This window comes from Janibacter hoylei PVAS-1, from assembly GCF_004025845.1.
GTDB lineage: Bacteria > Actinomycetota > Actinomycetes > Actinomycetales > Dermatophilaceae > Janibacter > Janibacter hoylei.
Genome location: NZ_PIPF01000007.1, coordinates 297,839 through 321,835 on the forward strand (window position 1 = coordinate 297,839; position 23,997 = coordinate 321,835).

Below are 23,997 nucleotides of genomic sequence, written 5' to 3' on the forward strand. Positions count from 1 at the left end.
CACCGTGCCCCGCACTTCACGTGAGGTCGTCTTCGTCGACGGCGTTCGCACGCCGTTCGGCAAGGCCGGGGAGAAGGGCATGTACGCCCAGACCCGCGCCGACGACCTGGTCATCAACTGCATCCGCGAGCTCATGCGCCGCCACCCCGAGCTGCCGCCGGAGCGGGTCGAAGAGGTCGCCATCGCCGCGACGACCCAGATCGGCGACCAGGGACTGACCCTGGGCCGCATGGCCTCGCTCCTCTCGGGCCTGCCCAACACCACCCCCGGCTACTCCGTCGACCGCATGTGCGCCGGCGCGATGACCGCGGTCACCAACATCGCCGGCGCCATCTCCTTCGGCTCCATCGACGTCGCCGTCGCCGGTGGCGTCGAGCACATGGGCCGTCACCCCATGGGTGAGGGCGTCGACCCCAACCCGCGCGTCGTCGCCGAAAAGCTCGTCGACCCCTCCGCGCTCGTCATGGGCAAGACGGCCGAAAACCTGCACGACCGCTACCCGACGCTCACCAAGGAGCGCTCGGACGAGTTCGCGGTCAACAGCCAGCGCAAGCTCGCCCAGGCCTACGAGGACGGCAAGATCCAGCCCGACCTCGTCCCGACCGCCACCCGTCACGCCGACAAGGGCTGGGGGCTGGCCACCGCCGACGAGCCGCCGCGCCCGCAGACGACGCTCGAGTCCCTCAAGGGCCTGAAGACCCCCTTCCGCCCGCACGGCAACGTCACCGCCGGCAATGCGGCCGGCCTCAACGACGGCGCGACGGCCTGCATCCTCGCGGCCGAGGAGACCGCGCACGAGCTCGGTCTGCCCGTCGGCATGCGCCTGGTCGAGTTCGCCTTCGTCGGCGTCGAGCCGGAGGTCATGGGTTACGGCCCGGTCCCCGCCGCCGAGAAGGCCCTGGCCAAGGCCGGCCTGACCATCGACGACATCGACCTCTTCGAGCTCAACGAGGCCTTCGCCGTGCAGGTGCTCGCCTTCCTCGAGCACTTCGGCATCGCCGACGACTCCGACAAGGTCAACCGCTACGGCGGTGCCATCGCGACCGGCCACCCGCTGGCCTCCTCCGGCGTGCGTCTGATGACCCAGCTGGCCCGCCAGTTCGCCGAGGACCCGAGCGTCCGCTACGGCATGACCGCCATGTGCATCGGCATCGGCATGGGTGGCGCCGTCATCTGGGAAAACCCGCACCACGCCGACTACGGCAAGGAGAACTGAGCATGAGCGAGCCCAAGCCCGAGGTCGTCACCCGCGCCCTCGTCCAGGACGTCCAGCTCCCCGCCGACGGCGGCACGCTGGCCCTCATCACGCTGGACAACGGCCACGACCACACCAAGCCCAACACCTTCGGCCTCGAGGGCATGGCCGGTCTGAGCGCCGCCGTCGAGACGCTGCAGCAGCGCGCGGAGGCCGGCGAGATCGTCGCCGTCGCCGTCACGGGCAAGCCCTTCATCTTCGCCGTCGGCGCCGACCTCTCCGGCGTCCCGGGCGTCGCCTCCCGTGAGCAGGCCCTCGAGATCGCCCGCGCCGGCCACGCCGCCTACGCGGCGGTCATGGACCTGCCGGTGCCGACCTTCGCCTTCGTCAACGGCGCGGCGATGGGCGGCGGCGTCGAGCTGTCGCTGGCCTGCGACTACCGCACGATGAGCAAGGCCGTGCCGGCCATCGCGCTGCCCGAGGTCTTCCTCGGTCTCGTGCCCGGCTGGGGCGGCTGCTACCTGCTCCCCCGCCTCGTCGGCCCGGAGAAGGCCCTCAAGGTCATCGTCGAGAACCCGCTCAACACCAACCGGATGCTGAACGGCCCGGCCGCGGCGAAGCTCGGCCTCGCCGACGCGCTCCTCGACGGGGCCGACTTCCTCGAGCAGTCGATCATCTGGGCGGCTGGAGTCCTCACCGGCGAGACGAAGGTCGAGCGCGAGCCGGTGAGCGACGACGCCGCCGTCTGGGAGGCCGCCGCCGCGGCCGCCACGCAGCTGGCCGACGCGAAGACCGCGGGGAAGTCCCCTTCGCCCTACCGGGCCATCGAGCTCGTCACGGCCGCGCGCACCGCTGAGCGCGACGCCGCCTTCGCCGCCGAGGACGAGGCCTTGGCTGACCTCCTCATGGGTGACGAGCTGCGCGCCGGCCTGTACTCCTTCGACCTCGTGCAGAAGCGCGCGAAGCGACCGGCGGGTGCCCCCGACAAGTCGCTGGCCCGCCCGGTCGGCAAGGTCGGCATCGTCGGCGCCGGTCTCATGGCCAGCCAGCTGGCGATGCTCTTCATCCGCTCGCTCAAGGTGCCGGTCATCATGACCGACCTCGACCAGGAGCGCGTGGACAAGGGCGTCGCCTACGTCCACGGCGAGATCGACAAGTCCCTCGCCAAGGGCAAGATCACGCAGGACAAGGCCAACCAGCTCAAGGCCCTCATCACCGGCTCCACGAGCAAGGAGGGCTTCGCCGACGCGGACTTCGTCATCGAGGCCGTCTTCGAGGAGCTGGGCGTCAAGAAGAAGGTCTGGGCCGAGGTCGAGCAGGTCGTCACGCCCGAGTGCGTGCTCGCCTCCAACACCTCGTCGCTGTCGATCACCGAGATGGCGTCAGACCTGGAGCACCCGGAGCGGGTCGTGGGCTTCCACTTCTTCAACCCGGTGGCCGTCATGCCGCTGCTCGAGATCATCCCGGGCGAGCGGACGGACGACGCGGCGCTCGCGACGGCCTTCGCCACCGGCAAGGGCCTGAAGAAGACCTGCATCCTCGTCAAGGACAGCCCCTCCTTCATCGCCAACCGACTGCTCGGCCGCTTCATGGGCGAGTTCTCCAAGATCGTCGACGAGGGCACTCCGGTCGAGGTCGCAAACGAGGGCATCGCGGGCCTGGCCCCGATGCCGCCGCTGGTCCTCGTCGGGCTCGTCGGCCCGGCGATCGCGCTGCACAACAGCGAGACGCTGCACCGTGAGCTCGGCGAGCGCTTCTACGTCTCGCCCAACCTCAAGGCGCTCGTCGAGGCCGGCAAGCGCTCCTACGACGACGAGGGTGTGGCCGAACTGCTCACCGCCCCCGAGTCGCCGGTCGAGCTCACCGCCCAGCAGGTCCGCGAGCGGGTCCTCGGCGTCCTCGCCGAGGAGGTGCGCACGATGCTCGACGACGGTGTCGCACAAGCCCCGATGGACATCGACCTCGCGATGATCACCGGCGCCGGCTTCCAGTTCTGGAACGGTGGCCTCACGCCGCTCCTGGACCGTGAGGGCGTCTCGGAGAAGGTCACCGGGCAGCGCTTCCTGCCGAAGGGTGTGGCCAGCGTCCCGGCCTGATGCGTTGGCAGCATGACGAGGCCTGACCGGCTTCCGGCATGTCGAAGGGGAGGTCCCGACGACGACCTTCGCTTCTCGTGGTCCTCGCAACTCCTGCGTCTAAGGAGTTGCGAGGACCACGGTCGTTCGACGTGACGAAGGGCCGAGGGGCCTGACGGTGACCAGCGACGCCGCGCCGTCCGGGTCGAGGGGTTGCTGCACGCGGTGAACGACCAGGCCGACCCCCGACGCGGTCCAGGCACAGTTCAAGCCGTGCGATGCTTACGCTGTCATGGGATGTGGTGATGAGGTCCAGATGGGCATCTCGACCTAGACGCTGTCACGAGGGGACGTCATGAGATGAGTGCGGATCCGGGTATGTCGAGCGTCGTCCCCCTCTCCCGCATCCCGAAGATCGTCGGGGTCGTCCAGGCGGGCGGTCAGGGCTCCCGGATGGACGTCCTCACGCGTGAGCGCGCCAAGCCCGCCCTCCCCTTCGCCGGCAGCTACCAGCTCGTCGACTTCGCACTGAGCAACTTCGGCAACAGCGGCATCCCTGACGTGTGGGTCTCGGTGCAGTACGAGGCGTCCTCGCTCGACCGCCACCTCGCCGGTGGGCGGCCCTGGGACCTCGACCGCACCCGCGGCGGCTACCGGCGGCTCGTGCCGGAGGAAGGGCAGGCCAGCGGGTCCGAGGGCTTCAGCACCGGCAACGCCGACGACCTGCTGAAGATCGGTGCCCAGCTGCGTGAGGCGGGCGCCGAGGTCGTCGTCGTGACGAGCGCCGACCAGGTCTACCGCCTCGACATGCGGGCCGTCGTCGCCCAGCACCTCGAGCGCGGGTCCGAGGCCACGATCGTCACCGTGGAGGTGCCGCTCGCGCAGGCCAAGCACAAGACGGTCGTCGACGTCGGCCGGGACGGCGTCGTGCAGGGGCTGACCGACAAGCCCACGGCCCCGCCACACGGGACGATCGCCGCCGAGATCTTCGTCTACGACGTCCAGGTGTTGCTGCGCACGCTCGACGCGATCCGGCACGAACGGGCGCAGGCCGACCCCGGGCTCACGGAGGGGATCGGCGACTTCCCCGACCGCCTGCTCCCGCGGCTTGTGGAGGGAGGGAAGACCCACGCGTACGCGCTCACGGGCTACTGGCGCGACCTCGGCCGCCCCTCCGCCTACCTCGCCGCGCACCGCGAGCTGCTGCGCGCACGAGTCGACGTCTTCGACGACCCGGCGTGGCCGATCCTCACCCGGTCGCCGGAGATGCCGCCGCCGATGATCCACGCGGGCAGCGTCGTCGAGGACTCGATGATCAGCCCCGGGTCGCACGTGCACGGCACCGTGCGCCGCAGCGTCGTCGGACCGGGCTGCGTCGTCGAGGCGGGTGCGGTCGTCGAGGACTCGGTGCTCATGCACCGGGTGCGGGTCGCGTCCGGTGCACAGGTCTTCGCCTCGGTCGTCGACGACTCGTGCCGGGTCGGCGAGGACGCGCAGGTCGGGGCCCAGCCGAAGCGCTGGCCGCCCTCGGACTCCGCCGTCGTGCTCGTCGGTCGTGAGTCGCACGTGGCGAAGGGGGTCGTCCTCGAGCCTGGAGCCCGCCTCGAGCCCGGCACCACTGCGAGCTGAACGAGCCCCCACTCCTTCGGCGTTCCTGAGTCGTGGACTCAGCCGTAGGGCAGGTGTCGTCACTGGCCCGTGCGCGGACCCTGGGACTCTTCGTGAAGCCTGTGCTCACGCGAGCAGTGAAGGGTTCACGGGGCGGCTCTAGGTAGACTCCCCGGATGCAAAAACCGGCAGCAGGTCGCCTAGGTCCCGGTCACATTGCACGCACTTTACGGACGGAGTCCGGATCGGCGATGTTTCTGGCGCTCGTGACCGTCATGGCGCTCGTCTGGGCGAACTCGCCGTTGTCTGAAAGCTATTTCGAACTGTGGCATCAGGAAGTCGGTTTCGATGTCGGTCCCGCCGGCATGCATATGAATCTGCACCATTGGATCAACGACGGCCTGATGGTGATCTTCTTTTTTGTTGTCGGATTGGAGGTTCGACAGGAGTTCGCGCACGGGTCTTTACGGGATCGCAGCCGTGCTGAACTCGCTGTGATGGCTGGAGTTGCAGGTGTCGCTCTTCCGGCTCTGGTCTACGTGCTTGTCGTCAGCGTGTCCGGCGGTAGCGGACTTGGCGGATGGGGTGCTGTCGTCGGCACCGATACAGCATTCATGCTGGGCGCACTCGCCATAGTGGGTCCACGGCTGTCTGGCCAGTTGCGTGTTTTTCTCCTCACCCTGACAGTGGTCGATGACTTCCTAGCGGTATCGATCATTGGAATTGTCTATAGCGATCAGATCAAGCTTGTCCCCTTGTCGATCGCTCTCGCCTGCCTCATAGGCTTGTGGGGACTCGGCCGCTCACGGCAGTGGAATGCCGCACCTTATGTGATCCTTGTGATTGTCATGTGGTTCGCCACCGTCTCTTCTGGGGTGCACGCCTCACTCGCCGGCATGCTCGCCGGTCTACTGATCCCCGCTTACCCCACGCGGCGCCACGAGGTAGTTGCCGCCCGCCAGTTCTTCCGTGACTTCTGGCAGTCGCCCAGCGCCGCGTCGGCGCGCAGTGTCAGCCGTGGCCTGGCGCGGGGGATCTCGGTGAACGAGAGAATGCATGAAGTCCTTCGCCGCCCCACTGCACTGCTTGTCGTGCCGATCTTCGCTCTCGCCAATGCCGGCGTCGACCTCAGGGGTGGACTCCTGGCAGATTCCTTCGGATCATCCGTGACCTGGGGGTCATTGCTGGCCTCGTAATCGGCAAGCTTGTCGGAATTGGCGTTGCCACTCTCCTCGCGGTCAGGATGGGCCTTGGTCGACTCCCGGAAGGAGTGGGTATGGGCAGCGTCTTCGGCGGTGCAGCACTTTCAGGCATCGGGTTCACCGTCTCTCTGCTCATCATCGGACTTGCTTTCGGCTCGACAACCGACCTCGGGCGACAGGCGACGCTTGGGGTGCTGGTGTCCCTGGTGCTCGCCGTCGCCCTGGGCTGGTTGATATTCAAGATCGCCGCTCAGCGGTGGGGCGAGGAAAGTGCAGATCTCCCCATGGTGCTCGACCCCGCAGTCGACCCCGAAGTTGACCACATCCGCGGCCCGGAGGACGCCAAGCTGACGCTGGTCGAATACATCGACTTCGAGTGCGAGTACTGTGCACACGCCACTGGCTCCTGGGAAGATCTGAGGGGGCAGTTCGGTGACGATCTTCGTTACGTCGTGCGGCATCTTCCCCACCACCCACATGGGCCGCTGGCTGCAAAAGCATCTGAAGCAGCCGCGAACCAGGGCGAGTTCTGGCGGTGGCTCGACTTCGTATTCACCCATCAGGACGCGCTCGAGCGAGAGCACCTTATTGGTTACGCGGACGAACTCGGACTGGACGTCGATCGCTTCGTACAGGACATGGACAGCGAGGCTGTCGCAGAACGAGTCAACCGCGATCTCGTGAGCGCCCAGGACAGCGGAGCCCACGCCACTCCAACCTTCTTCGTCGAAGGTCGCCGCTTGCTGGGCGACTATGACGCCCGGACGTTGACTGCGGCACTCGAGTCCAGCAGGCGCGGCACACGAACCCAGGTGGCCTCTGTCTGAGATGGATCGGGACGACACCGCTGACTCGCTCTCTCGCGACCTCGGCGGCCGCGACGTGGTTGCCAGAGGTCAGTCGGAAGGCGTCGCAGGTACGACGCTGGCCCGGCTGCCAGTCTGCGGTTTCCGGTCGTGACGTGCCTGCAGTCGGGATAGCGTTGGTTCATGACCCCGCCCTCCACGCAGACTGATGAAAACTCAGCCTTCATTCAACCGGACGTTCGAGTGCGCGGCGCCCGCGAGCACAACCTCAAAAACATCGACCTGTCAATACCGCGTGACGCCATGGTGGTGTTCACTGGCGTCTCTGGCTCGGGCAAGTCCTCGCTGGCTTTCGGCACGCTATATGCGGAGTCCCAGCGACGTTATCTGGAATCGGTTGCACCGTATGCCAGGCGCCTCATCGACCAGGCGGGAGTCCCCGAGGTGGACTCCATCACCGGAATGCCGCCCGCCGTGGCATTGCAGCAACAACACGGCGGGCGCAGCACCCGGTCAACGGTCGGAAGCATCACGACACTCTCCAGCCTGGTTCGCATGCTGTACTCCCGCGCGGGTACATATCCGGATGGGCAGCCGATGCTCTATGCAGAGGACTTTTCGACCAATACTGTCGAGGGTGCTTGCCCGGAATGCCACGGAATCGGTCGGGTCTACGACGTGCCAGAGGACACGATGGTCCCCGATCCGACCCTGACGATCCGAGAGCGCGCCATCGCCTCGTACCCCACGGCGTGGCATGGGCACCAACTGAGAGACGTCCTCGTCGGGCTTGGTTACGACGTCGACGTGCCATGGAAGGACCTCCCGAAGAAAGACCGCGACTGGATCCTCTACACGGATGAAACGCCTTACGTTCCCGTCCACTCACGACTCACCCTTGCTGAAGCGCGTGAAGCCATGGACGCCGGAATCGAGCCCAGCTATTCCGGAACCTTCGTAGGAGCGCGTCGCTATGTGCTTGACACATTCGCGAATACGAAGAGCACGTCGATGAAACGCCGTGTTGCTCAGTTCCTCACATCGGTCCCGTGCCCCGCATGCCATGGCAAACGTTTGAAGCCGGAAGCGCTATCGGTGACATTTGAGCAGCTCGACATCGCCCAGTTCTCACAGCTGCCCTTGCATGAACTCTTGTCTGTCATCGAAGCCGCAGTCGTCGCGGCAGAAAGCGCAACTGACGGTGCCGGTGACGAGTCTCGCTCGTCGGGTGGGGCGGTCGAAAAACTGGCCGCAACCGTCCGCTTGGGGACCGGACTCGTCGATCGGATCCTTCCGATCATTGATCTCGGCCTGGGCTACCTGTCGTTGGATCGCACGTCCCCGACCCTCTCAGGCGGAGAACTTCAGCGTCTGCGACTGGCAACCCAGCTGACTTCCGAACTTTTCGGCGTCGTCTACGTGTTGGACGAACCTTCCGCCGGGCTCCATCCGCAAGATGTCAGTGCGCTGTTGGACGTCCTTCAGGGGCTCAAGAAGCGCGGTAACAGCCTCTTCATCGTCGAGCACTCCGTCGACGTGATGCGGCGTGCGGATTGGCTTGTGGACATCGGGCCCGCCGCAGGTGAACGAGGAGGGCGTGTCATCTACAGCGGCCCGACCGAAGGACTGGCTGACGTCGAGGAATCCGCCACCCGAGACTACCTCTTCGGCGGCAACGGGCTCCCCCTGCATGAGCCAAGGAAGCCACACGGGTGGTTGCGTCTCGAGAAGATCTCGCGCAACAACCTGCGGAGCATCTCCGTCAAGATCCCGTTGGGTGCACTCACAGCAGTCACAGGTGTGTCGGGGTCAGGCAAATCCAGTCTCGTCAGCCAAGTTCTCCCGACCCTGGTCAGCGAGCATCTCGGACGCCCCGTCACAACTGATGAGCCAGTGCCCGACGGCGATGACATGCTGCTTTCCGATGGCCCCCAGGAGCTCGAGGGTTCTGTCGCGGGTGACCTCACTGGAGTGCGCCGGGTGGTAACCATCGACCAGAAACCGATCGGGCGCACACCTCGGTCGAACGTCGCAACCTACACCGGCCTGTTTGACCACGTACGACGCCGATTCGCCGAGACCCCGGAATCTCGTGCACGCGGCTACAAACCCGGGAGATTCTCATTCAACGTCGCCGGCGGCCGTTGCCCCACCTGCGAGGGAGAGGGATCAGTCATGGTTGAGTTGCTCTTTCTCCCTTCCGTGTACACGGAATGCCCGGAATGTCATGGCACCCGCTACCAGTCGAGCACTCTCGAGATCCTCTGGCGCGGACGAAACATCGCGGAGATCCTCGCTTTGAGCGTTGAGGATGCCCACGAATTCTTCGAGGGAGAAGTCGACATCATGCGCTCCCTGACCGCGCTCCTCGATGTCGGACTCGGATACCTACGTCTCGGCCAATCCGCAACCGAGCTCTCTGGTGGCGAGGCCCAGCGAGTCAAGCTGGGCAGCGAGCTGCAGCGGGCTCAAAGCGGCGACACTCTCTACGTCCTCGATGAACCAACTTCCGGATTGCACTGCGCCGATACCGACCGGCTCGTAGCTCACCTGCAATCACTCGTGGACGCCGGGAACACCGTGGTCATGGTCGAGCTCGACATGCGAGTCATCGCACAGTCCGATCACGTCATCGATCTCGGGCCCGGTGCTGGGGGCGACGGCGGACAGGTCGTCGCGGCCGGCACTCCAGCGGAGGTCGCCGGTTCGTCCACGAGCGCTTCAGCACGTTATCTGGCCACTGCGCTCGAAGAGGCTGCGGCCGTCTCGAGGGTGGACACCGTCGTTGCCTGAGGCAGCTGCGCGTGTGATGACATCTCCCTCCGGTCTGTCGTGACGTCGGTGGCGACGAAGTGGTGGTGTGAGGTGAGTCGGGAAGGACCCCAACGATCCCGGCATCCCATGCCAGGACGACGGGATCCGCAGCAGGCGAAGGCGGCGATCGCGCTGACCGGCGACACGCGAGGACGACGACGGACGGCACCTATCTCATATATGGGTTACGGTGGTTGGTATGTCTGATGACTACCTCGCCCGAATCGGCACGACGATCAAGGAGGCGCGTCACCGCGCAGGCCTGTCCCAAGCCGACCTCGCCACCAAACTCGAGACGAGCCAGAGCGCCGTCGCGCGCATCGAGGCCGGGGGGCAGAACCTCACCCTCGACAACCTCGCGCGCATCAGCGAGGCGCTCGACACCGAGCTCGTCGCGCTCACCCGCACCTCGAGCAGCGGCGCTGTCCACCTGAAGATCGAGGGCGGTCGCACGCTCTCCGGCGCCATCGACGTCAAGACGAGCAAGAACGCCGCCGTCGCGCTGCTGTGCGCCTCGCTGCTCAACAAGGGCACGACCACCCTGCGCAACCTCGCGCGCATCGAGGAGGTCAACCGGATCCTCGAGGTGCTCGACTCCATCGGCGTCAAGACCCGCTGGCTGCCCGGCAGCGCCGACCTGGAGATCGTGCCCCCGGAGCGGATCAACCTCGACGGCATGGATGAGGAGGCCGCCCGCCGCACGCGCACGGTCATCATGTTCCTCGGCCCGCTGCTCCACGAGTTCGACAGCTTCCGGCTGCCCTACGCCGGTGGCTGCGATCTCGGCACGCGCACCGTCGAGCCGCACATGACCTCGTTGACCCACTTCGGTCTCGACGTCACCGCGACGCAGGGTTGGTACGAGGCCAAGGTCACCGACCAGGACTCGTCCGACCGCTCGATCATCCTCACCGAGCGCGGCGACACCGTCACCGAAAACGCGCTCATGGCCGCAGCCCGCCACCCGGGCCGGACCATCATCCGCAATGCCTCCCCCAACTACATGGTCCAGGACCTGTGCTTCTTCCTCGAAAAGCTCGGGGTCCAGGTCAAGGGCATCGGCACGACGACCCTCGAGGTCACCGGCCTGACCGAGATCGACGTCGACGTCGAGTACTCGCCGAGCGAGGACCCGATCGAGGCGATGAGTCTCATCGCGGCTGCCGTCGTCACCAAGTCGGAGATCACCATCCGCCGCTCCCCCATCGAATTCCTCGAGATCGAGCTGGCCACCCTCGCCGGCATGGGTATGCGGTACTCGTTGTCCCAGGAGTACCTCGCGGACAACGGCCGCACCCGTCTGGTCGACATCACGACCCACCCCGGGCCGCTCAAGGCGCCGATCGACAAGATCCACCCGATGCCCTTCCCCGGGCTCAACATCGACAACCTGCCCTTCTTCGCGCTCATCGCCGCCTGCGCCGAGGGCACGACGACGATCCACGACTGGGTCTACGACAACCGCGCCATCTACCTGACCGAGCTCAACAAGATCGGCGGCAAGGTGACGCTCATGGACCCGCACCGCGTGCTCGTCGAGGGCCCCAACCGGTGGCGGGCAAACGAGGTCACCTGCCCGCCGGCGCTGCGCCCTGGCGTCGTCGTGCTGCTCGCGATGCTCGCCGCGCCGGGCACCTCGTACCTGCGCAACGTCTACGTCATCCACCGCGGCTACGAGGACCTCGCCGAGCGCCTCAACGCGCTGGGCGCGAGCGTGCAGCCCTTCCGCGACATCGGCTGACGACCCGAGCGCACGAAGGGAGGGCCCCACAGGATCACCGGTGGGGCCCTCCCTTCGTCACAACGCCCGAGGAGATCGCGGTGAGCCCGTCAGAGGTGCGCGCGCAGTCGCTCGACGATCGGCTCGGGAGTCAGCCCGACGCTCTCGAGCACCTGGGCCCGCGAGGCGTGGGCGAGGAACTCCTTGGGCAGGCCGAAGCGGTGCACCGGGGCGGTGACCCCGGTCTCGTCGAGGACACGGGCGACTTCCGCACCGACGCCGCCGGAGACGTTGTTGTCCTCGATGACGGCGACCCGGCCGCTGCGACCGGCGAGCTCGACGAGGGCCGCGGGCACCGGCAGCACCCAGCGGGGGTCGACGACCAGAGTCGAGTGGCCTTCTGCCGCAAGCTTTTCGGCGACCGTCGTCGCCGTGCCGGCCATCGAGCCGACCGAGACGACGAGCACCTCGGGATCGACCGCCGGGTCGCCGGCGAGGACGTCGAGCCCGCCGACCGTCGCGACGGCTTCGAGCGGGTCGGCGACGCTGCCCTTAGGGAACCGGATGACCGTCGGGCCGTCCTCGACGTCGACGGCCTCGCGCAGGGCGACCCTGATCTGCTGCCCGTCGCGGGGTGCGGCCAGGCGCAGGCCGGGCACGATGCTCGCGAGCGACATGTCCCACATGCCGTGGTGGCTGGCGCCGTCGGGGCCGGTCACGCCGGAGCGGTCGAGGACGAAGGTCACGCCTGCCTTGTGCATGGCGCAGTCCATGAGCAGCTGGTCGAAGGCACGGTTGAGGAAGGTCGCGTAGATCGCCACGACCGGGTGCATGCCGGCGAAGGCGAGCCCGGCGGCCATCGTCGTCGCGTGCTGCTCGGCGATGCCGACGTCGAAGATCCGCTCGGGGTGCGCGTCGGCGAAGGGCTGCAGGCCCACGGGCATCATCATCGCCGCGGTGATCGCGACGACCTCGGGCCGCTCCCGGCCGAGCGCGAGCATCTCGTCGCCGAACTCGTCGGTCCAGGAGCGCCCGGAGATCTCCAGGGGCAGGCCGGTCTCGGGGTTGATCTTGCCGACGGCGTGGAACTGGTCGGCCACGTCGTTGCTCGCGTGGTCGTAGCCTCGCCCCTTCTGGGTGATGACGTGCACGAGCACGGGTCCGCCGAAGGCCTTGGCCCGGCGCAGCGCCTGCTCGACGCTCGCCTCGTCGTGCCCGTCGACCGGTCCGAGGTACTTGATGCCGAGGTCCTCGAACATCCCCTGCGGGGCCCAGAAGTCCTTGGCGCCCTTCTTCATCGAGTGGAAGGCCTGGTAGGCGGCCCGACCGACGACGGGCGTGCGGTTGAGCTTGTCCTTGCCCCAGTCGAGCACCTGCTCGTACTGACGGTTGGTGCGCAGCATCGCGAGGTGGTCGGCGAGCCCGCCGATCGTCGGCGCGTAGGAGCGCTCGTTGTCGTTGACGATGATGACGAGAGGCAGGTCCTTGTCGGCGGCGATGTTGTTGAGCGCCTCCCAGGCCATGCCGCCGGTCAGGGCGCCGTCGCCGATGACGGCGACCGCGTGCCGCTCCTCGCCGCGCAGGCGGTAGCCCTTGGCGATGCCCTCGGCCCACGACAGGGAGGTTGACGCGTGGCTGTTTTCGACGACGTCGTGCTCGGACTCGGCGCGGCTCGGGTACCCGGAGAGGCCGCCTCGGGTGCGCAGCGCGCTGAAGTCATGTCGCCCGGTGAGCAGCTTGTGCACGTAGGACTGGTGGCCGGTGTCGAAGACGACCGTGTCACTCGGGCTGTCGAAGACGCGGTGCAGCGCGATCGTCAGCTCGACGACCCCGAGGTTGGGCCCGAGGTGTCCGCCGCTGCGGGAGACCTCGGCGACGAGGAAGGCTCGGATCTCCTCCGCGAGGGTCTCGAGCTGCTCTGCGGGCAGGCGCTTGAGGTCGGCGGGTGAGGTGATCGTCTCGAGGACTGCCACGCTGGGCTTCCTTCCAAGGGTCGGGGACCGCACGAGTCTACGTCCGCAGCACTGGGAAGTGGCTGTGACCTGCCCAGCCTGTCACCACGTCGGACGAAGGGGGTCACAGCCGGTCGACGAAGACGCTCCCGTCGAGCGCCTCCCGGATGAGCAGGATGCTCCGCTGCGCGGACCGCAGCCGCAGGCCCTCGTGCTCGAGCGCCACGAGCAGGGCGTCGATCGTACCGTCGGGCAGCGACTCCGCCAGGTCGACGCGCACCGTCCGGTATGCCTGCCGCATCGCGTCGACCTGCGCCGCGACGTGCAGGTCGGCGAGCCAGGCCAGCGCGGCCGGGTGCCGACGCAGCACCGCATGCCCGCGGTAGTCGGGCGGGCACAGGTCGAGCAGCCACGAGACCGCCGCTGGCTGCCACCCCCGCACCGCGGGTGGTGGCACGCGGTCCGGCCACCCAGGGGGTCCCCCCTTCGCCCCCGCCGCAGCGGTCCGCGCCCCCGGCGACCCGGGCAGCGCCGTCCGCACCGGCGGACGCGAGGTCTGGTCGAACATGTGTTCGAGTGTACGTCGCAGCGGCGACGGCCCACCACCTCCCGTATTTCCCTAGGGAAATACGGGAGAGATGGGGACGACACGACGAAGGGGGCCGTCCACCGGATGGTGGAGGGCCCCCTTCCTCGACGGCTCCGGTCAGCCGACGAGCGACCGCAGCACGTACTGCAGGATGCCGCCGTTGCGGTAGTAGTCCGCCTCGCCGGGGGTGTCGATGCGCACGACCGCGTCGAACTCAACGGCCTCCCCGCCGTCCTTGGTCGCCGTGACCTTGACCGTCTTGGGCGTCGAGCCGTTGTTGAGCTCGGTGATGCCCGCGATGTCGAAGGTCTCGGTGCCGTCCAGGCCGAGCGAGTCGGCGCTCTGCCCCTCGGGGAACTGGAGCGGGATGACGCCCATGCCGATGAGGTTGGAGCGGTGGATGCGCTCGTAGGACTGCGCGATGACGGCGCGGACGCCGAGCAGGCGCGTGCCCTTGGCCGCCCAGTCACGCGACGAGCCGGAGCCGTACTCCTTGCCCGCGAGGACGACGAGCGGGACGCCGGCCTCGATGTACTTCTCCGAGGCCTCGAAGATCGTCGTCTGGCTGCCGTCGCCGAGGAAGTCGCGGGTGAAGCCACCCTCGACGCCGTCGAGCAGCTGGTTCTTCAGCCGGATGTTGGCGAAGGTGCCGCGGATCATCACCTCGTGGTTGCCACGGCGCGAGCCGTACGAGTTGAAGTCCTTGCGCTCGACGCCGTGCTCGGCGAGGTAGACACCCGCCGGGCTGTCGGCCTTGATCGCACCGGCCGGGCTGATGTGGTCGGTCGTGACCGAGTCGCCGAGCTTGGCCAGGACGCGCGCACCGGAGATGTCCTCGACTGCGTCGAGGTCCATCTTCATGCCCTCGAAGTACGGGGGCTTGCGCACGTAGGTCGACTCGTCGGCCCACTCGAAGGTGTTGCCCTCGGGGGTCTCGAGCGAGGTCCAGCGCTCGTCACCGGCGAAGACGTCCGCGTACTTCTCGGTGAACATCTCCTGCGTGACCGCGGTGTCGATCGTGCTCTGCACGTCGGCCGGGTTGGGCCAGATGTCCTTGAGGAAGACGTCGTTGCCGTCGGCGTCCTGGCCGAGGGCCTCGGTCTCGAAGTCGAAGTCCATCGTGCCGGCGAGCGCGTAGGCGATGACGAGCGGCGGCGACGCGAGGTAGTTCATCTTCACGTCGGGGTTGATGCGCCCCTCGAAGTTGCGGTTGCCGGACAGGACCGAGGTGACGGCGAGGTCGTTGGCGTTGACCGCCTGCGAGACCTCCTCGATGATCGGGCCGGAGTTGCCGATGCAGGTCGTGCAGCCGTAGCCGACGAGGTGGTAGCCGAGCTTCTCGAGGTAGGGCCACATGCCGGCCTTCTCGTAGTACTCGGTGACGACCTTGGAGCCGGGCGCCATCGACGTCTTGACCCACGGCTTGACCTGCAGGCCGCGCTCGACCGCGTTCTTGGCGAGCATCGCGGCGGCCATCATGACCGACGGGTTTGACGTGTTGGTGCAGCTGGTGATCGAGGCGATGACGACGTGGCCGTGGTCGATCTCGACCTCGGCGCCGTCGATGACGGCCTTCGCCGGGTTGGAGGCCCGGTCACCGTTGTTGCGCGGCTCGGAGTGCGAGGGGCGGCCGGCGCTCTCGGACGCCTCGAGCGCGTCGTGGCTCGGGGCGTCGGAGGCCGGGAAGGTGCTGGCGAGCTCGGTGTCGACCGAGGACTTCTCGATGCCGTTGCCGTCGACGACGTAGTTCTTCAGGTCGCCACGGAACTGCTCCTTGGCCTTGCTGACCTCGATGCGGTCCTGCGGGCGCTTCGGGCCGGCGATCGAGGGGACGACCGTCGACAGGTCGAGCTCGAGGTACTCGGAGAAGCGGGGCTCGACAGCCGGGTCGAGCCACATGCCCTGCGTCTTGGCGTAGGCCTCGACGAGCGAGACCTGCTGCTCGGAGCGGCCGGTGAGGCGCAGGTAGTCGAGGGTGACGTCGTCGATGGGGAACATCGCGGCGGTCGAGCCGAACTCGGGGCTCATGTTGCCGATGGTCGCGCGGTTGGCCAGCGGCACCTGGGCGACGCCCTCACCGTAGAACTCGACGAACTTGCCGACGACGCCGTGGTCGCGCAGCATCTCGGTGATCGTCAGGACGACGTCGGTCGCGGTGGCACCGGCCGGGATCGAGCCGGAGAGCTTGAAGCCGACGACGCGCGGGATGAGCATGGAGACCGGCTGGCCGAGCATGGCCGCCTCGGCCTCGATGCCGCCGACGCCCCAGCCCAGGACACCTAGGCCGTTTTCCATCGTCGTGTGCGAGTCGGTGCCGACGCAGGTGTCGGGGTAGGCGACGCCGTCGCGGGTCATCGTGACGCGGGCCAGGTGCTCGATGTTGACCTGGTGGACGATGCCGGTGCCCGGGGGGACGACCTTGAAGTCGTCGAAGGCCGTCTGGCCCCAGCGCAGGAACTGGTAGCGCTCGTTGTTGCGCTCGTACTCGAAGTCGACGTTGCGCGCGAAGGCGTCCGCGGTGCCGAAGGCGTCGATCTGGACCGAGTGGTCGATGACGAGCTCGGCCGGGGCGAGCGGGTTGATCTTCGTCGGGTCGCCGCCGAGCTCGGCGACGGCCTCACGCATCGTGGCGAGGTCGACGACGCAGGGGACGCCGGTGAAGTCCTGCATGATCACGCGGGCGGGCGTGAACTGGATCTCGGTGTCGGGCTGGGCGTTCTCGTCCCAGGAGCCGAGCGCGTTGATGTGGTCGGCGGTGACGTTTTCGCCGTCCTCGGTGCGCAGCTGGTTCTCCAGCAGGACCTTGAGGCTGTAGGGCAGGTTCTTCGAGCCCTCGACCTTGTCGATCCGGTAGATCTCGTAGGACTCGTCACCGACGGTGAGCGTGTCCTTGGCGTTGAAGGTGTTCGAGCTGGCCACAGTCGACTCCTCTGTCGTAGTTATCTTGACGTCAAGATAAAACTATCACAGCGCCCCGGGCACGGACCCACGGGCGCGCTCACCGCCACTCTTCCCCACGGCGGCGCCCTGTGTCACGAGGTCGCGGCCTCCCCCTTCGGCTCGAAGGTCGCCACGCACTCGACGTGGTGCGTCATCGGGAAGGCGTCGAAGGCTCGCAGGGCGGTCAGCTCGTAGCCGAGCTCGCCGAGGTAGGCGGTGTCCCGGGCGAGCGCCGCCGGGTCGCAGGCGACGTAGACGAGGCGGCGGGGGCGAAGGGAGGTCAGCGCGGCGACGACGCCGCGGCCGGCCCCGGTCCGGGGCGGGTCGAGGACGACGACGTGCGCGCTCGGCGGCAGCAGGTCCGAGCGCGCCGGACGACGCGGCCCGCGGCGCCGGCCCTGGCGCGGCACGCCGAGCAGGTCGTCGACGCGGCCGGGCACGACGAGTGCCCACGGGTGGGCGGCGAGGTTGTCCCGCAGGTGCTCGGTCGCCCGGCGGTCGGACTCGACGGCGATGAGCTGCCCGGTGGCACCGACGGCATCGGCGAGCGGCACCGACAGCAGGCCCACACCGCTGTAGAGGTCGAGCACGCGCTCCCCCGGCCGCACGTCGGCCGCCTCGAGCATCGCCGCGACGAAGGCGTGCGGAGCATCGCGGTGGACCTGCCAGAAGCCGCGGGCGTCGACGGTCATCGAGCGCTCCCCCGCTGGCGTGCGGACGATCTCGGTCACCTCGATCGGCGGGGTCGGCGCCTCCTGCGGCACCTCGACGACGACGGTGTCGCTCTCCCCGGACGGCACGACGACGTCGATCGCGCGGATGCCCTCGAGCTCGCCGACCGACTCGGCGCGGGTCTCGCGCAGGGCCTCGTCGACGTCGGGGACGGCGATCGGGCATCCGTCGACCTCCACGACGTCGTGGCTGCGGTGCCGGCGCAGACCGATGCGGCCCTCGACCACCGCAAACTCCACGCGAGTGCGGTAGCGCAGCCCGTCGGCGTCGTCGAGCGGCTCGACGACGACCTCGCGCTCGATGCCCGCGAGGCGCTGGAGCTGCTCGGCGACCACGGCGGCCTTGAGCTCGCGCTGGTGCGCGGTGGCGACGTGCTGGAAGTCGCAGCCGCCGCACCCGCCGGGGCCGGCCGCCGCGCAGCGAGGGGCGATCCGGTGGGGCGAGGCCTCGAGCACGCTGACGGCGTCGGCGCGCAGGAAGCGGTCTCCGGGACCCCCTTCGGTGATCCGGGCACGCACCCGCTCCCCCGGCAGACCGTGCCGCACGAAGAGGACCCGACCGTCGTAGCGGGCCACGCAGTGCCCACCGTGGGCGATCGCCCCGACCTCCACCTCGACCTCGTCGCCGGTCGTCAGGTCGTCAGCTGCCGGTGCCGTCATGATCCACCTCGTCGTACGTCGCCCGCGACCGGGCCGTCCATGCGTTCCTCGGCGCCCGCCGAGCTGGCCAGCTGCCAGGGCACCGAGGACACCATGACACCCGGCGTGAAGATCAGTCGGCTGCGCAGCCGCAGCGCCGACTGGTTGTGCAGTGCCTGCTCCCACCAGTGGCCGAGCACGTACTGCGGGATGTACACGACCACGAGATCACGCGGGTTGCCCGAGCGGATCGACTTCACGTACTCGACGACCGGGCGGGTGATCTCGCGGTAGGGCGAGTCCAGGGCCTTGAGCGGCACCGGGATCGCTCGCCGGTCCCACTCCGCCTGCAGCGCGCGGGTGGCGTCGTGGTCGACGTCGACGGTCACCGCCTCCAGGCGCGAAGGGCGGGTGGCCGATGCGTAGGCGAGCGCCCGGAGCGTCGGCCGGTGGATCGTCGAGACGAGGACGATCGCGTGGACCCGCGACGGGAGGAGCTGGTGCTGGGTGTCGCCCTCGGCGACCGACAGCTCGTCGCGCACGTGCCGGTAGTGCCGGCTGATCGCCCCCATGAGGACGAAGAGCCCCGCCATGGCGGCCATGGCGAAGCCGGCGCCGTGGGTGAACTTCGTGAGGACCACGACGACGAGCACGGTGCCCGACATCGCCGCGCCCACGGCGTTGATCGCCCGGCGCCGCATCATGGCCCGCTGCTCGCGGCGGTCCTTCTCGAGAGCCAGGTGCCTGTTCCAGTGCCGCACCATGCCGATCTGGCTCAACGTGAAGGAGACGAAGACCCCGACGATGTAGAGCTGGATGAGCTTGGTGACCTGCGCGTCGTAGATGACGATGAGCAGCCCCGCCGCGGCGGCGAGCAGGAGGATGCCGTTGCTGAAGGCGAGCCGGTCACCGCGCGTGTGCAGCTGACGCGGCAGGTAGCCATCGCGGGCGAGGATCGAGCCGAGGACCGGGAAGCCGTTGAAGGCCGTGTTGGCCGCGAGCACGAGGATCAGGCCCGTGACGATCGAGACGATGACGACCCCGGCGGGGAAGCCGTCGAAGACCGACTGGGCGACCTGCGCCATGACGGTGTGCTGGACGTATTCCTCGCCGACGGGCTGACCGTCACGCAGCAGCTGGGTCGCGGGGTCCTCGGCGACCTTGACCCCGGTCCACGAGGCCAAGGCGATCATCGACACGAGCATCGTGATGGCGATGCCACCCATGAGGAGCAGGGTCGTCGCGGCATTGGTGCTCTTGGGCTTGCGGAAGGCGGGCACGCCGTTGCTGATCGCCTCGACACCCGTGAGCGCCGCGCACCCGGACGAGAAGGCACGCAGCAGGAGGAAGGCCATCGCCAGGGTGCCGAGCTGCTCCATCCCCGGCTCGGGGGCCAGCTGCAGCGGTCCGCTCTCCGCCTGTGGCAACGTGCCGGTCGTGCGCCGCACGACCCCGACGAGCCCCATGGCGATCACCGACAGCATGAAGAGGTAGGTCGGGATGGCGAAGGCCTTGCCCGACTCCCGGACACCCCGCAGGTTGATCCCGGTGAGGGCGGCGATGAGCACGAGGGCCGCGAACACCTCGTGGCCGCGGATCCACGGCAGCGCCGCGGCGGCGTTCTGCACTCCCGACGAGATGGAGACCGCCACGGTGAGCACGTAGTCGACGAGCAGCGCGCTCGCGACGGTCAGGCCCGCCTTGCGCCCGAGGTTGGTGCTCGCGACCTCGTAGTCGCCTCCGCCAGAGGGGTAGGCGTGGACGTTTTGTCGATAGCTCGCGACGACGACGGCCATGACGGCGACGACCCCGAGGGCCACGGGCCACGAGTGGGTCATCGCCAGGGCGCCACCGGCGAGGCCGAGGGTCAGCAGGATCTCGTCGGGCGCGTAGGCGACGGAGCTGAGCGCGTCGCTGGCAAAGACGGGGAGAGCGAGCTTCTTGGGGAGCAGGGTCTCGCCGAGATGATCGCTGCGCATCGCGCGGCCGACGAGGACGCGCTTGATGAGTCGTCCGGAAGACACCACGCGAGTGTAGGCCCGCGCACGGAGGGGTACCGTCATGCCGTGCACTTCGTCATCATGGGCTGCGGCCGCGTCGGTGCCTCGCTCGCACGCTCGCTCGAGCGCATCGGGCACGACGTCGCCGTCGTCGACCAGGACCCGGCCGCCTTCCGCCGCCTCGGCAGCGAGTTCAGCGGCCGTCGCGTCGCCGGTGTCGGCTTCGACCGGGACACGCTGCTGCAGGCCGGCATCGAGGGCGCCTACGCCTTCGCCGCCGTCTCGAGCGGCGACAACTCCAACATCCTCGCGGCGCGGGTCGCCCGCGAGACCTTCGGCGTCGAGCACGTCGTCGCGCGCATCTACGACCCGGACCGCGCGCAGGTCTACCAGCGCCTCGGCATCCCCACCGTCGCCACCGTCCGCTGGACCGCCGACCAGGTGCTGCGCCGCATGCTCCCCCAGGGCCAGGCGTCGGAGATGACCGACGCCTCCGGGCGTCTGGTCGTCGCCGAGATCCAGGTCTCCCCCGCGTGGGTCGGCCGCCGGCTGTCGACGATCGAGGAGGCGACCGGTGCCCGTGTCGCCTACATCACCCGGCTCGGCGAGGGCATCCTGCCGGGGCCCGACACCGTCCACCAGGAGGGCGACCTCGTGCACCTCGTCATCCGTCGCGAGAGCGTCCACGACGTCGAGCGGATCCTCGACGGCAACCCCCCGCAGGAGGACTGAGCCGTGCGCGTCGTCATCGTCGGGGCCGGGTCCGTCGGCCGGTCCATCGCCCAGGAGCTGCTGCAGAACGAGCACTCCGTCCTGCTCATCGACAAGGACGCCAACGAGTCACGGGTGTCCAAGGTCGAGGCGGCCAGCTGGCTCTCCGGCGACGCCTGCGAGATCTCCACGCTGCAGGAGGCGGAGATCCACACGAGCGACGTCGTCGTGTGCGCCACCGGCGACGACAAGGCCAACCTCGTCGTCTCCCTCCTGGCCAAGACCGAGTTCGGCGTCCCCCGCACGGTCGCCCGGGTCAACAACCCCAAGAACGAGTGGATGTTCGACGAGTCGTGGGGTGTCGACGTCGCCGTGTCGACGCCGCGACTGATGACCGCCCTCGTCGAGGAGGCGGTGAGCGTCGGCGACCTCGTGCGGATCTTCGACTTCCAGCAGGGCAATGCCTCCATGGCCGAGATCACGCTGCCGGCGGACAACCCCAACGTCGGCCGGCGCGTCGGCGACATCACCTTCCCCGTCGACACCCTGCTCGTCGGCATCATCCGCGACGGCCGGCCCATCGGCCCGACGCCGGACGACTCCCTCGAGGCGCACGACGAGCTGCTCCTGCTGACGACGGCGGAGGCCGAGCCCGAGCTCGAGGCGATGATGCGCCCCGGCGGGCGGTCCCGCCGCCGCGCCTGAGGGAGCGAAGGGGGCGTCAGCCCCGCTGGACGTCCACCGGCTGCACGAGGTCGTCGTCCGGGTCGATCGGGGTGTGCCCCTTGAGGAGCATCGCCCCCATGACGGCGACCGCCCCCGCCCACAGCGGCCACCCGAGCACGACCTTGCTGATCGTCAGACCGGCGACGTTGTCGGTGAGGTAGAGCGGGCCCATGATGGCGACGCGGATCGCGTAGACCGCGACGAGGACGAGGGTCAACCGGCTGCACACCTTGACGGCGGCCGCATTGCGCCGCCAGCGGAAGGGGTCACCCGCGGCGACGGCCTGCTGGTCCGCGAGACCGACCATGATCCCGACGGCCGGCCAGCGCAGCACCACCGAGAGCAGGGAGCCGACGAGGTAGGCGCAGGAGGTGAGGATGCCGGGGAGGAAGGCGTCCTCCGCGTCACCGGACCTCAGGGCGAAGAAGGCCGCCAGGCCGGTCGCGAGGACCGAGCCGAGGACGAACTGCAGGGTCTGGCGCTGCACGAGCCGGACGACGGCGAAGACGACTGTCAACCCCGCGGCGGCGCCCAGCGACAGGGTGCGGTCGCGGGTGGCCGACCAGACGATGACGAAGAGGAGCATCGGCAGGGCGGCCTCGAGGGAGCCACGCAGGCCACCGAGCGCCTCACCGAGCCGGTGCCGGATGAGCGCCTCGACGGTGGGGTGGACGGGGGCGGAGATGCCCTGGGGCTCAGCCATGCTGCGGCAGCAGCTCGTAGGCCGGGTTGTAGATCGTCGGCGTGCCCGTGGGCCGGCAGATCAGCCCGGTCGCCTTGACGTAGGCACCGGGGTCGATGCCGTGGATGCTGCGCCGACCGAGCCACACGAGCTGGACCGTGCTCGAGCCGTCGTAGACCTCGGCGACGAGGGCGGGCACGGTGGCGCGCGGTCGCAGGGTCACGGCGCGGACCGTGCCAGCGACGGTGACGACCTGCCGGTCGACGTCCTCGGTGATCGGGCGGCAGCCGTGGGCGGTGGCGGCCTCGCGCAGTTCGCCTGCGGCGAGGTCGTCGTCGGAGCGACCGAGGTCGACCAGCCGGCGCAGCAGGCTGGGCATCAGCGCACCTCGGTGATCTCGGGGCCTCGCTCGAAGGGCTTGAGGTCGTCGCCGTCGGGCTCCGCGACGGCCGCCTCCGACTCGTCGCCCGCGGGGGTCGCCCCCTTCGCCGCGGTGGGCATGTGGAGCGGCAGCATCTCCCGGGGGGCGCGCGGCTCGTCGCCACGGACGACGAGGACGGTGCGCAGCACGTCGTCGAAGACCTCGCGGGCTGCCTCGTCGACGGCGGCCGAGCCGGAGTAGACGGCGCGGAGGAACCACCGCGGTCCCTCGACACCGGCGAAGACCGCCGGGGCGAAGACGGTGCGGCCCTGCGGACCGGGCTGGGCCAGCCGGCTGCGCAGCTCGTCGCCGAAGGGGCCGCTCGCGGTCTCGACCGTCCCGCCGTTGGCCGTGATCATCTCGGCGATCTCACCGCGGATGTCCTCCCAGATGCCCGCGGACCGGGGCGCGGCGAAGACCTGGAGCTGCACCGCGCCGTGGTCGTCGGCGATCTGGACGGCGTTGACCTCGTTGGTCTTCTGGTCGACCTCGAGCCGCAGGTCCGTCGACGGGCCGGGCACGAGGCGAAGGGCGCCCATGTCGAGGTGGTCCGTGGTGCTCGTGGCGAGGGAGATGTCGCGAGGTCCGGTCGCAGCGGCGGTGTCCGCGCTGTCGGTGCTCTCGGTCGCCTCGGCGTCCGACGTCGCCACGTCCTGCTCGGTGCCCCGCGCCGCGGAGTCGGTCTTCTTCTTGCGCCCGAACATCATTCACGTCCTGTCGTCGACGGGGGGCCGAAGCCCCCGCTGGATCCGTGTCCAGTCTCACCCCGCTGGCTGGGTGGAAGCGAATCGACGGGCTCGAAGCTCCCTTCGCCGACCTCCTGGAGCACGAGCTGGGCGATCCGGTCCCCCACGTGGACGGTGAAGCTGTCGGTGGGGTCGAGGTTGACGAGGTTGACGAGGACCTCCCCGCGGTAGCCCGAGTCGACCGTCCCCGGCGCGTTGACGACCGAGATGCCGTGCCGCGCAGCGAGCCCGGAGCGCGGGTGGACGAGGCCGACCCAGCCGTGCGGGATCGCCATCGCGACACCCGTCGGCACGAGGTGCCGCTCGCCGGGCGCGAGCGTCAGCTCAGCGACCGAGGCGAGGTCGGCGCCGGCGTCACCGTGCTTGGCGTACGCGGGCACCACGGCGTCCCGGTGCAGCAGCTGCACCGGGACCGCGATCTGACGTGCGTCAGCCACGGC

17 protein-coding genes and 1 pseudogene are annotated in these 23,997 nt (G+C 69.0%); 9 read left to right on the top strand and 9 right to left on the bottom strand.

What is annotated here, in order from left to right; translation table 11 throughout:
• Window positions 1–4: 4 nt before the first annotated feature.
• The 7 genes and pseudogenes from CWN80_RS08335 to CWN80_RS08360 all read left to right on the top strand — a co-directional run bounded on the left by CWN80_RS08335 (window position 5) and on the right by CWN80_RS08360 (window position 11,441).
• Entirely contained in the window at window positions 5–1,216 is a 1,212-nt protein-coding gene (locus tag CWN80_RS08335; RefSeq protein WP_040880764.1) for a thiolase family protein, read from the top strand.
• Window positions 1,217–1,218: 2 nt separating this feature from the next.
• Window positions 1,219–3,291 carry a 3-hydroxyacyl-CoA dehydrogenase NAD-binding domain-containing protein gene (locus CWN80_RS08340; protein ID WP_007925446.1) on the top strand — a complete coding sequence of 691 codons (2,073 nt, stop codon included), beginning with the start codon at window positions 1,219–1,221 and terminating at the stop codon, window positions 3,289–3,291.
• 339 nt (window positions 3,292–3,630) lie between these two features.
• A complete protein-coding gene (locus tag CWN80_RS08345; RefSeq protein WP_083853632.1) occupies window positions 3,631–4,899 on the top strand; it encodes a glucose-1-phosphate adenylyltransferase family protein in 1,269 nt (422 codons plus the stop codon).
• 254 nt (window positions 4,900–5,153) lie between these two features.
• Window positions 5,154–6,256, top strand: a pseudogene (nhaA, locus tag CWN80_RS16145) (Na+/H+ antiporter NhaA); the annotation flags it as partial.
• 108 nt (window positions 6,257–6,364) lie between these two features.
• A complete protein-coding gene (locus CWN80_RS16150; protein WP_238148151.1) occupies window positions 6,365–6,907 on the top strand; it encodes a DsbA family protein in 543 nt (180 codons plus the stop codon).
• A 162-nt stretch (window positions 6,908–7,069) separates the two neighbouring features.
• The gene (locus tag CWN80_RS08355; RefSeq protein ID WP_040880765.1) at window positions 7,070–9,679 is read left to right on the top strand and encodes an excinuclease ABC subunit UvrA; all 2,610 of its coding nucleotides are present in this window, start codon (window positions 7,070–7,072) and stop codon (window positions 9,677–9,679) included.
• Between the two features lie 220 nt (window positions 9,680–9,899).
• Window positions 9,900–11,441, top strand: a complete 1,542-nt coding sequence (locus CWN80_RS08360) for a helix-turn-helix domain-containing protein (protein ID WP_007925452.1) — start codon at window positions 9,900–9,902, stop codon at window positions 11,439–11,441.
• Between the two features lie 89 nt (window positions 11,442–11,530).
• On the opposite strand, the gene dxs is transcribed toward CWN80_RS08360, so the two are convergent.
• The 5 genes from dxs to CWN80_RS08385 all read right to left on the bottom strand — a co-directional run bounded on the left by dxs (window position 11,531) and on the right by CWN80_RS08385 (window position 20,334).
• Complete coding sequence (gene dxs, locus CWN80_RS08365) at window positions 11,531–13,393, bottom strand: 1-deoxy-D-xylulose-5-phosphate synthase (protein ID WP_007925453.1); 1,863 nt, start codon at window positions 13,391–13,393, stop codon at window positions 11,531–11,533.
• A gap of 103 nt (window positions 13,394–13,496) precedes the next feature.
• Entirely contained in the window at window positions 13,497–13,940 is a 444-nt protein-coding gene (locus CWN80_RS08370) for a hypothetical protein (RefSeq protein WP_238148138.1), read from the bottom strand.
• A gap of 138 nt (window positions 13,941–14,078) precedes the next feature.
• On the bottom strand, window positions 14,079–16,880 hold the full coding sequence (locus tag CWN80_RS08375) for an aconitate hydratase (protein ID WP_007925456.1): 2,802 nt from the start codon (window positions 16,878–16,880) through the stop codon (window positions 14,079–14,081).
• A gap of 113 nt (window positions 16,881–16,993) precedes the next feature.
• On the bottom strand, window positions 16,994–18,292 hold the full coding sequence (locus CWN80_RS08380; protein WP_007925458.1) for a class I SAM-dependent RNA methyltransferase: 1,299 nt from the start codon (window positions 18,290–18,292) through the stop codon (window positions 16,994–16,996).
• Window positions 18,289–20,334 carry an APC family permease gene (locus tag CWN80_RS08385; protein ID WP_051987857.1) on the bottom strand — a complete coding sequence of 682 codons (2,046 nt, stop codon included), beginning with the start codon at window positions 20,332–20,334 and terminating at the stop codon, window positions 18,289–18,291. Before CWN80_RS08385 ends, CWN80_RS08380 begins: the two co-directional genes overlap by 4 nt.
• 3 nt (window positions 20,335–20,337) lie before the next feature.
• On the opposite strand from CWN80_RS08385, the gene CWN80_RS08390 reads away from it, so the two are divergent.
• Both CWN80_RS08390 and CWN80_RS08395 read left to right on the top strand, forming a co-directional pair.
• A complete protein-coding gene (locus tag CWN80_RS08390) occupies window positions 20,338–21,003 on the top strand; it encodes a potassium channel family protein (protein WP_007925465.1) in 666 nt (221 codons plus the stop codon).
• Window positions 21,004–21,006: 3 nt separating this feature from the next.
• Window positions 21,007–21,687 (top strand): potassium channel family protein, encoded by a 681-nt coding sequence (locus tag CWN80_RS08395; protein WP_007925466.1) that lies wholly within the window; start codon window positions 21,007–21,009, stop codon window positions 21,685–21,687.
• A gap of 16 nt (window positions 21,688–21,703) precedes the next feature.
• Here the strand turns inward: CWN80_RS08395 and CWN80_RS08400 are convergent, their stop codons facing one another.
• The 4 genes from CWN80_RS08400 to dut are packed head-to-tail and all read right to left on the bottom strand — an operon-like array spanning window position 21,704 to window position 23,994.
• Complete coding sequence (locus CWN80_RS08400) at window positions 21,704–22,411, bottom strand: DUF3159 domain-containing protein (RefSeq protein WP_007925468.1); 708 nt, start codon at window positions 22,409–22,411, stop codon at window positions 21,704–21,706.
• A complete protein-coding gene (locus tag CWN80_RS08405) occupies window positions 22,404–22,769 on the bottom strand; it encodes an OB-fold nucleic acid binding domain-containing protein (protein ID WP_128277121.1) in 366 nt (121 codons plus the stop codon). Before CWN80_RS08405 ends, CWN80_RS08400 begins: the two co-directional genes overlap by 8 nt.
• On the bottom strand, window positions 22,769–23,518 hold the full coding sequence (locus tag CWN80_RS08410; protein ID WP_128277122.1) for a DUF3710 domain-containing protein: 750 nt from the start codon (window positions 23,516–23,518) through the stop codon (window positions 22,769–22,771). Before CWN80_RS08410 ends, CWN80_RS08405 begins: the two co-directional genes overlap by 1 nt.
• A complete protein-coding gene (gene dut / locus CWN80_RS08415) occupies window positions 23,515–23,994 on the bottom strand; it encodes a dUTP diphosphatase (RefSeq protein WP_007925472.1) in 480 nt (159 codons plus the stop codon). Before dut ends, CWN80_RS08410 begins: the two co-directional genes overlap by 4 nt.
• Window positions 23,995–23,997: the final 3 nt, after the last annotated feature.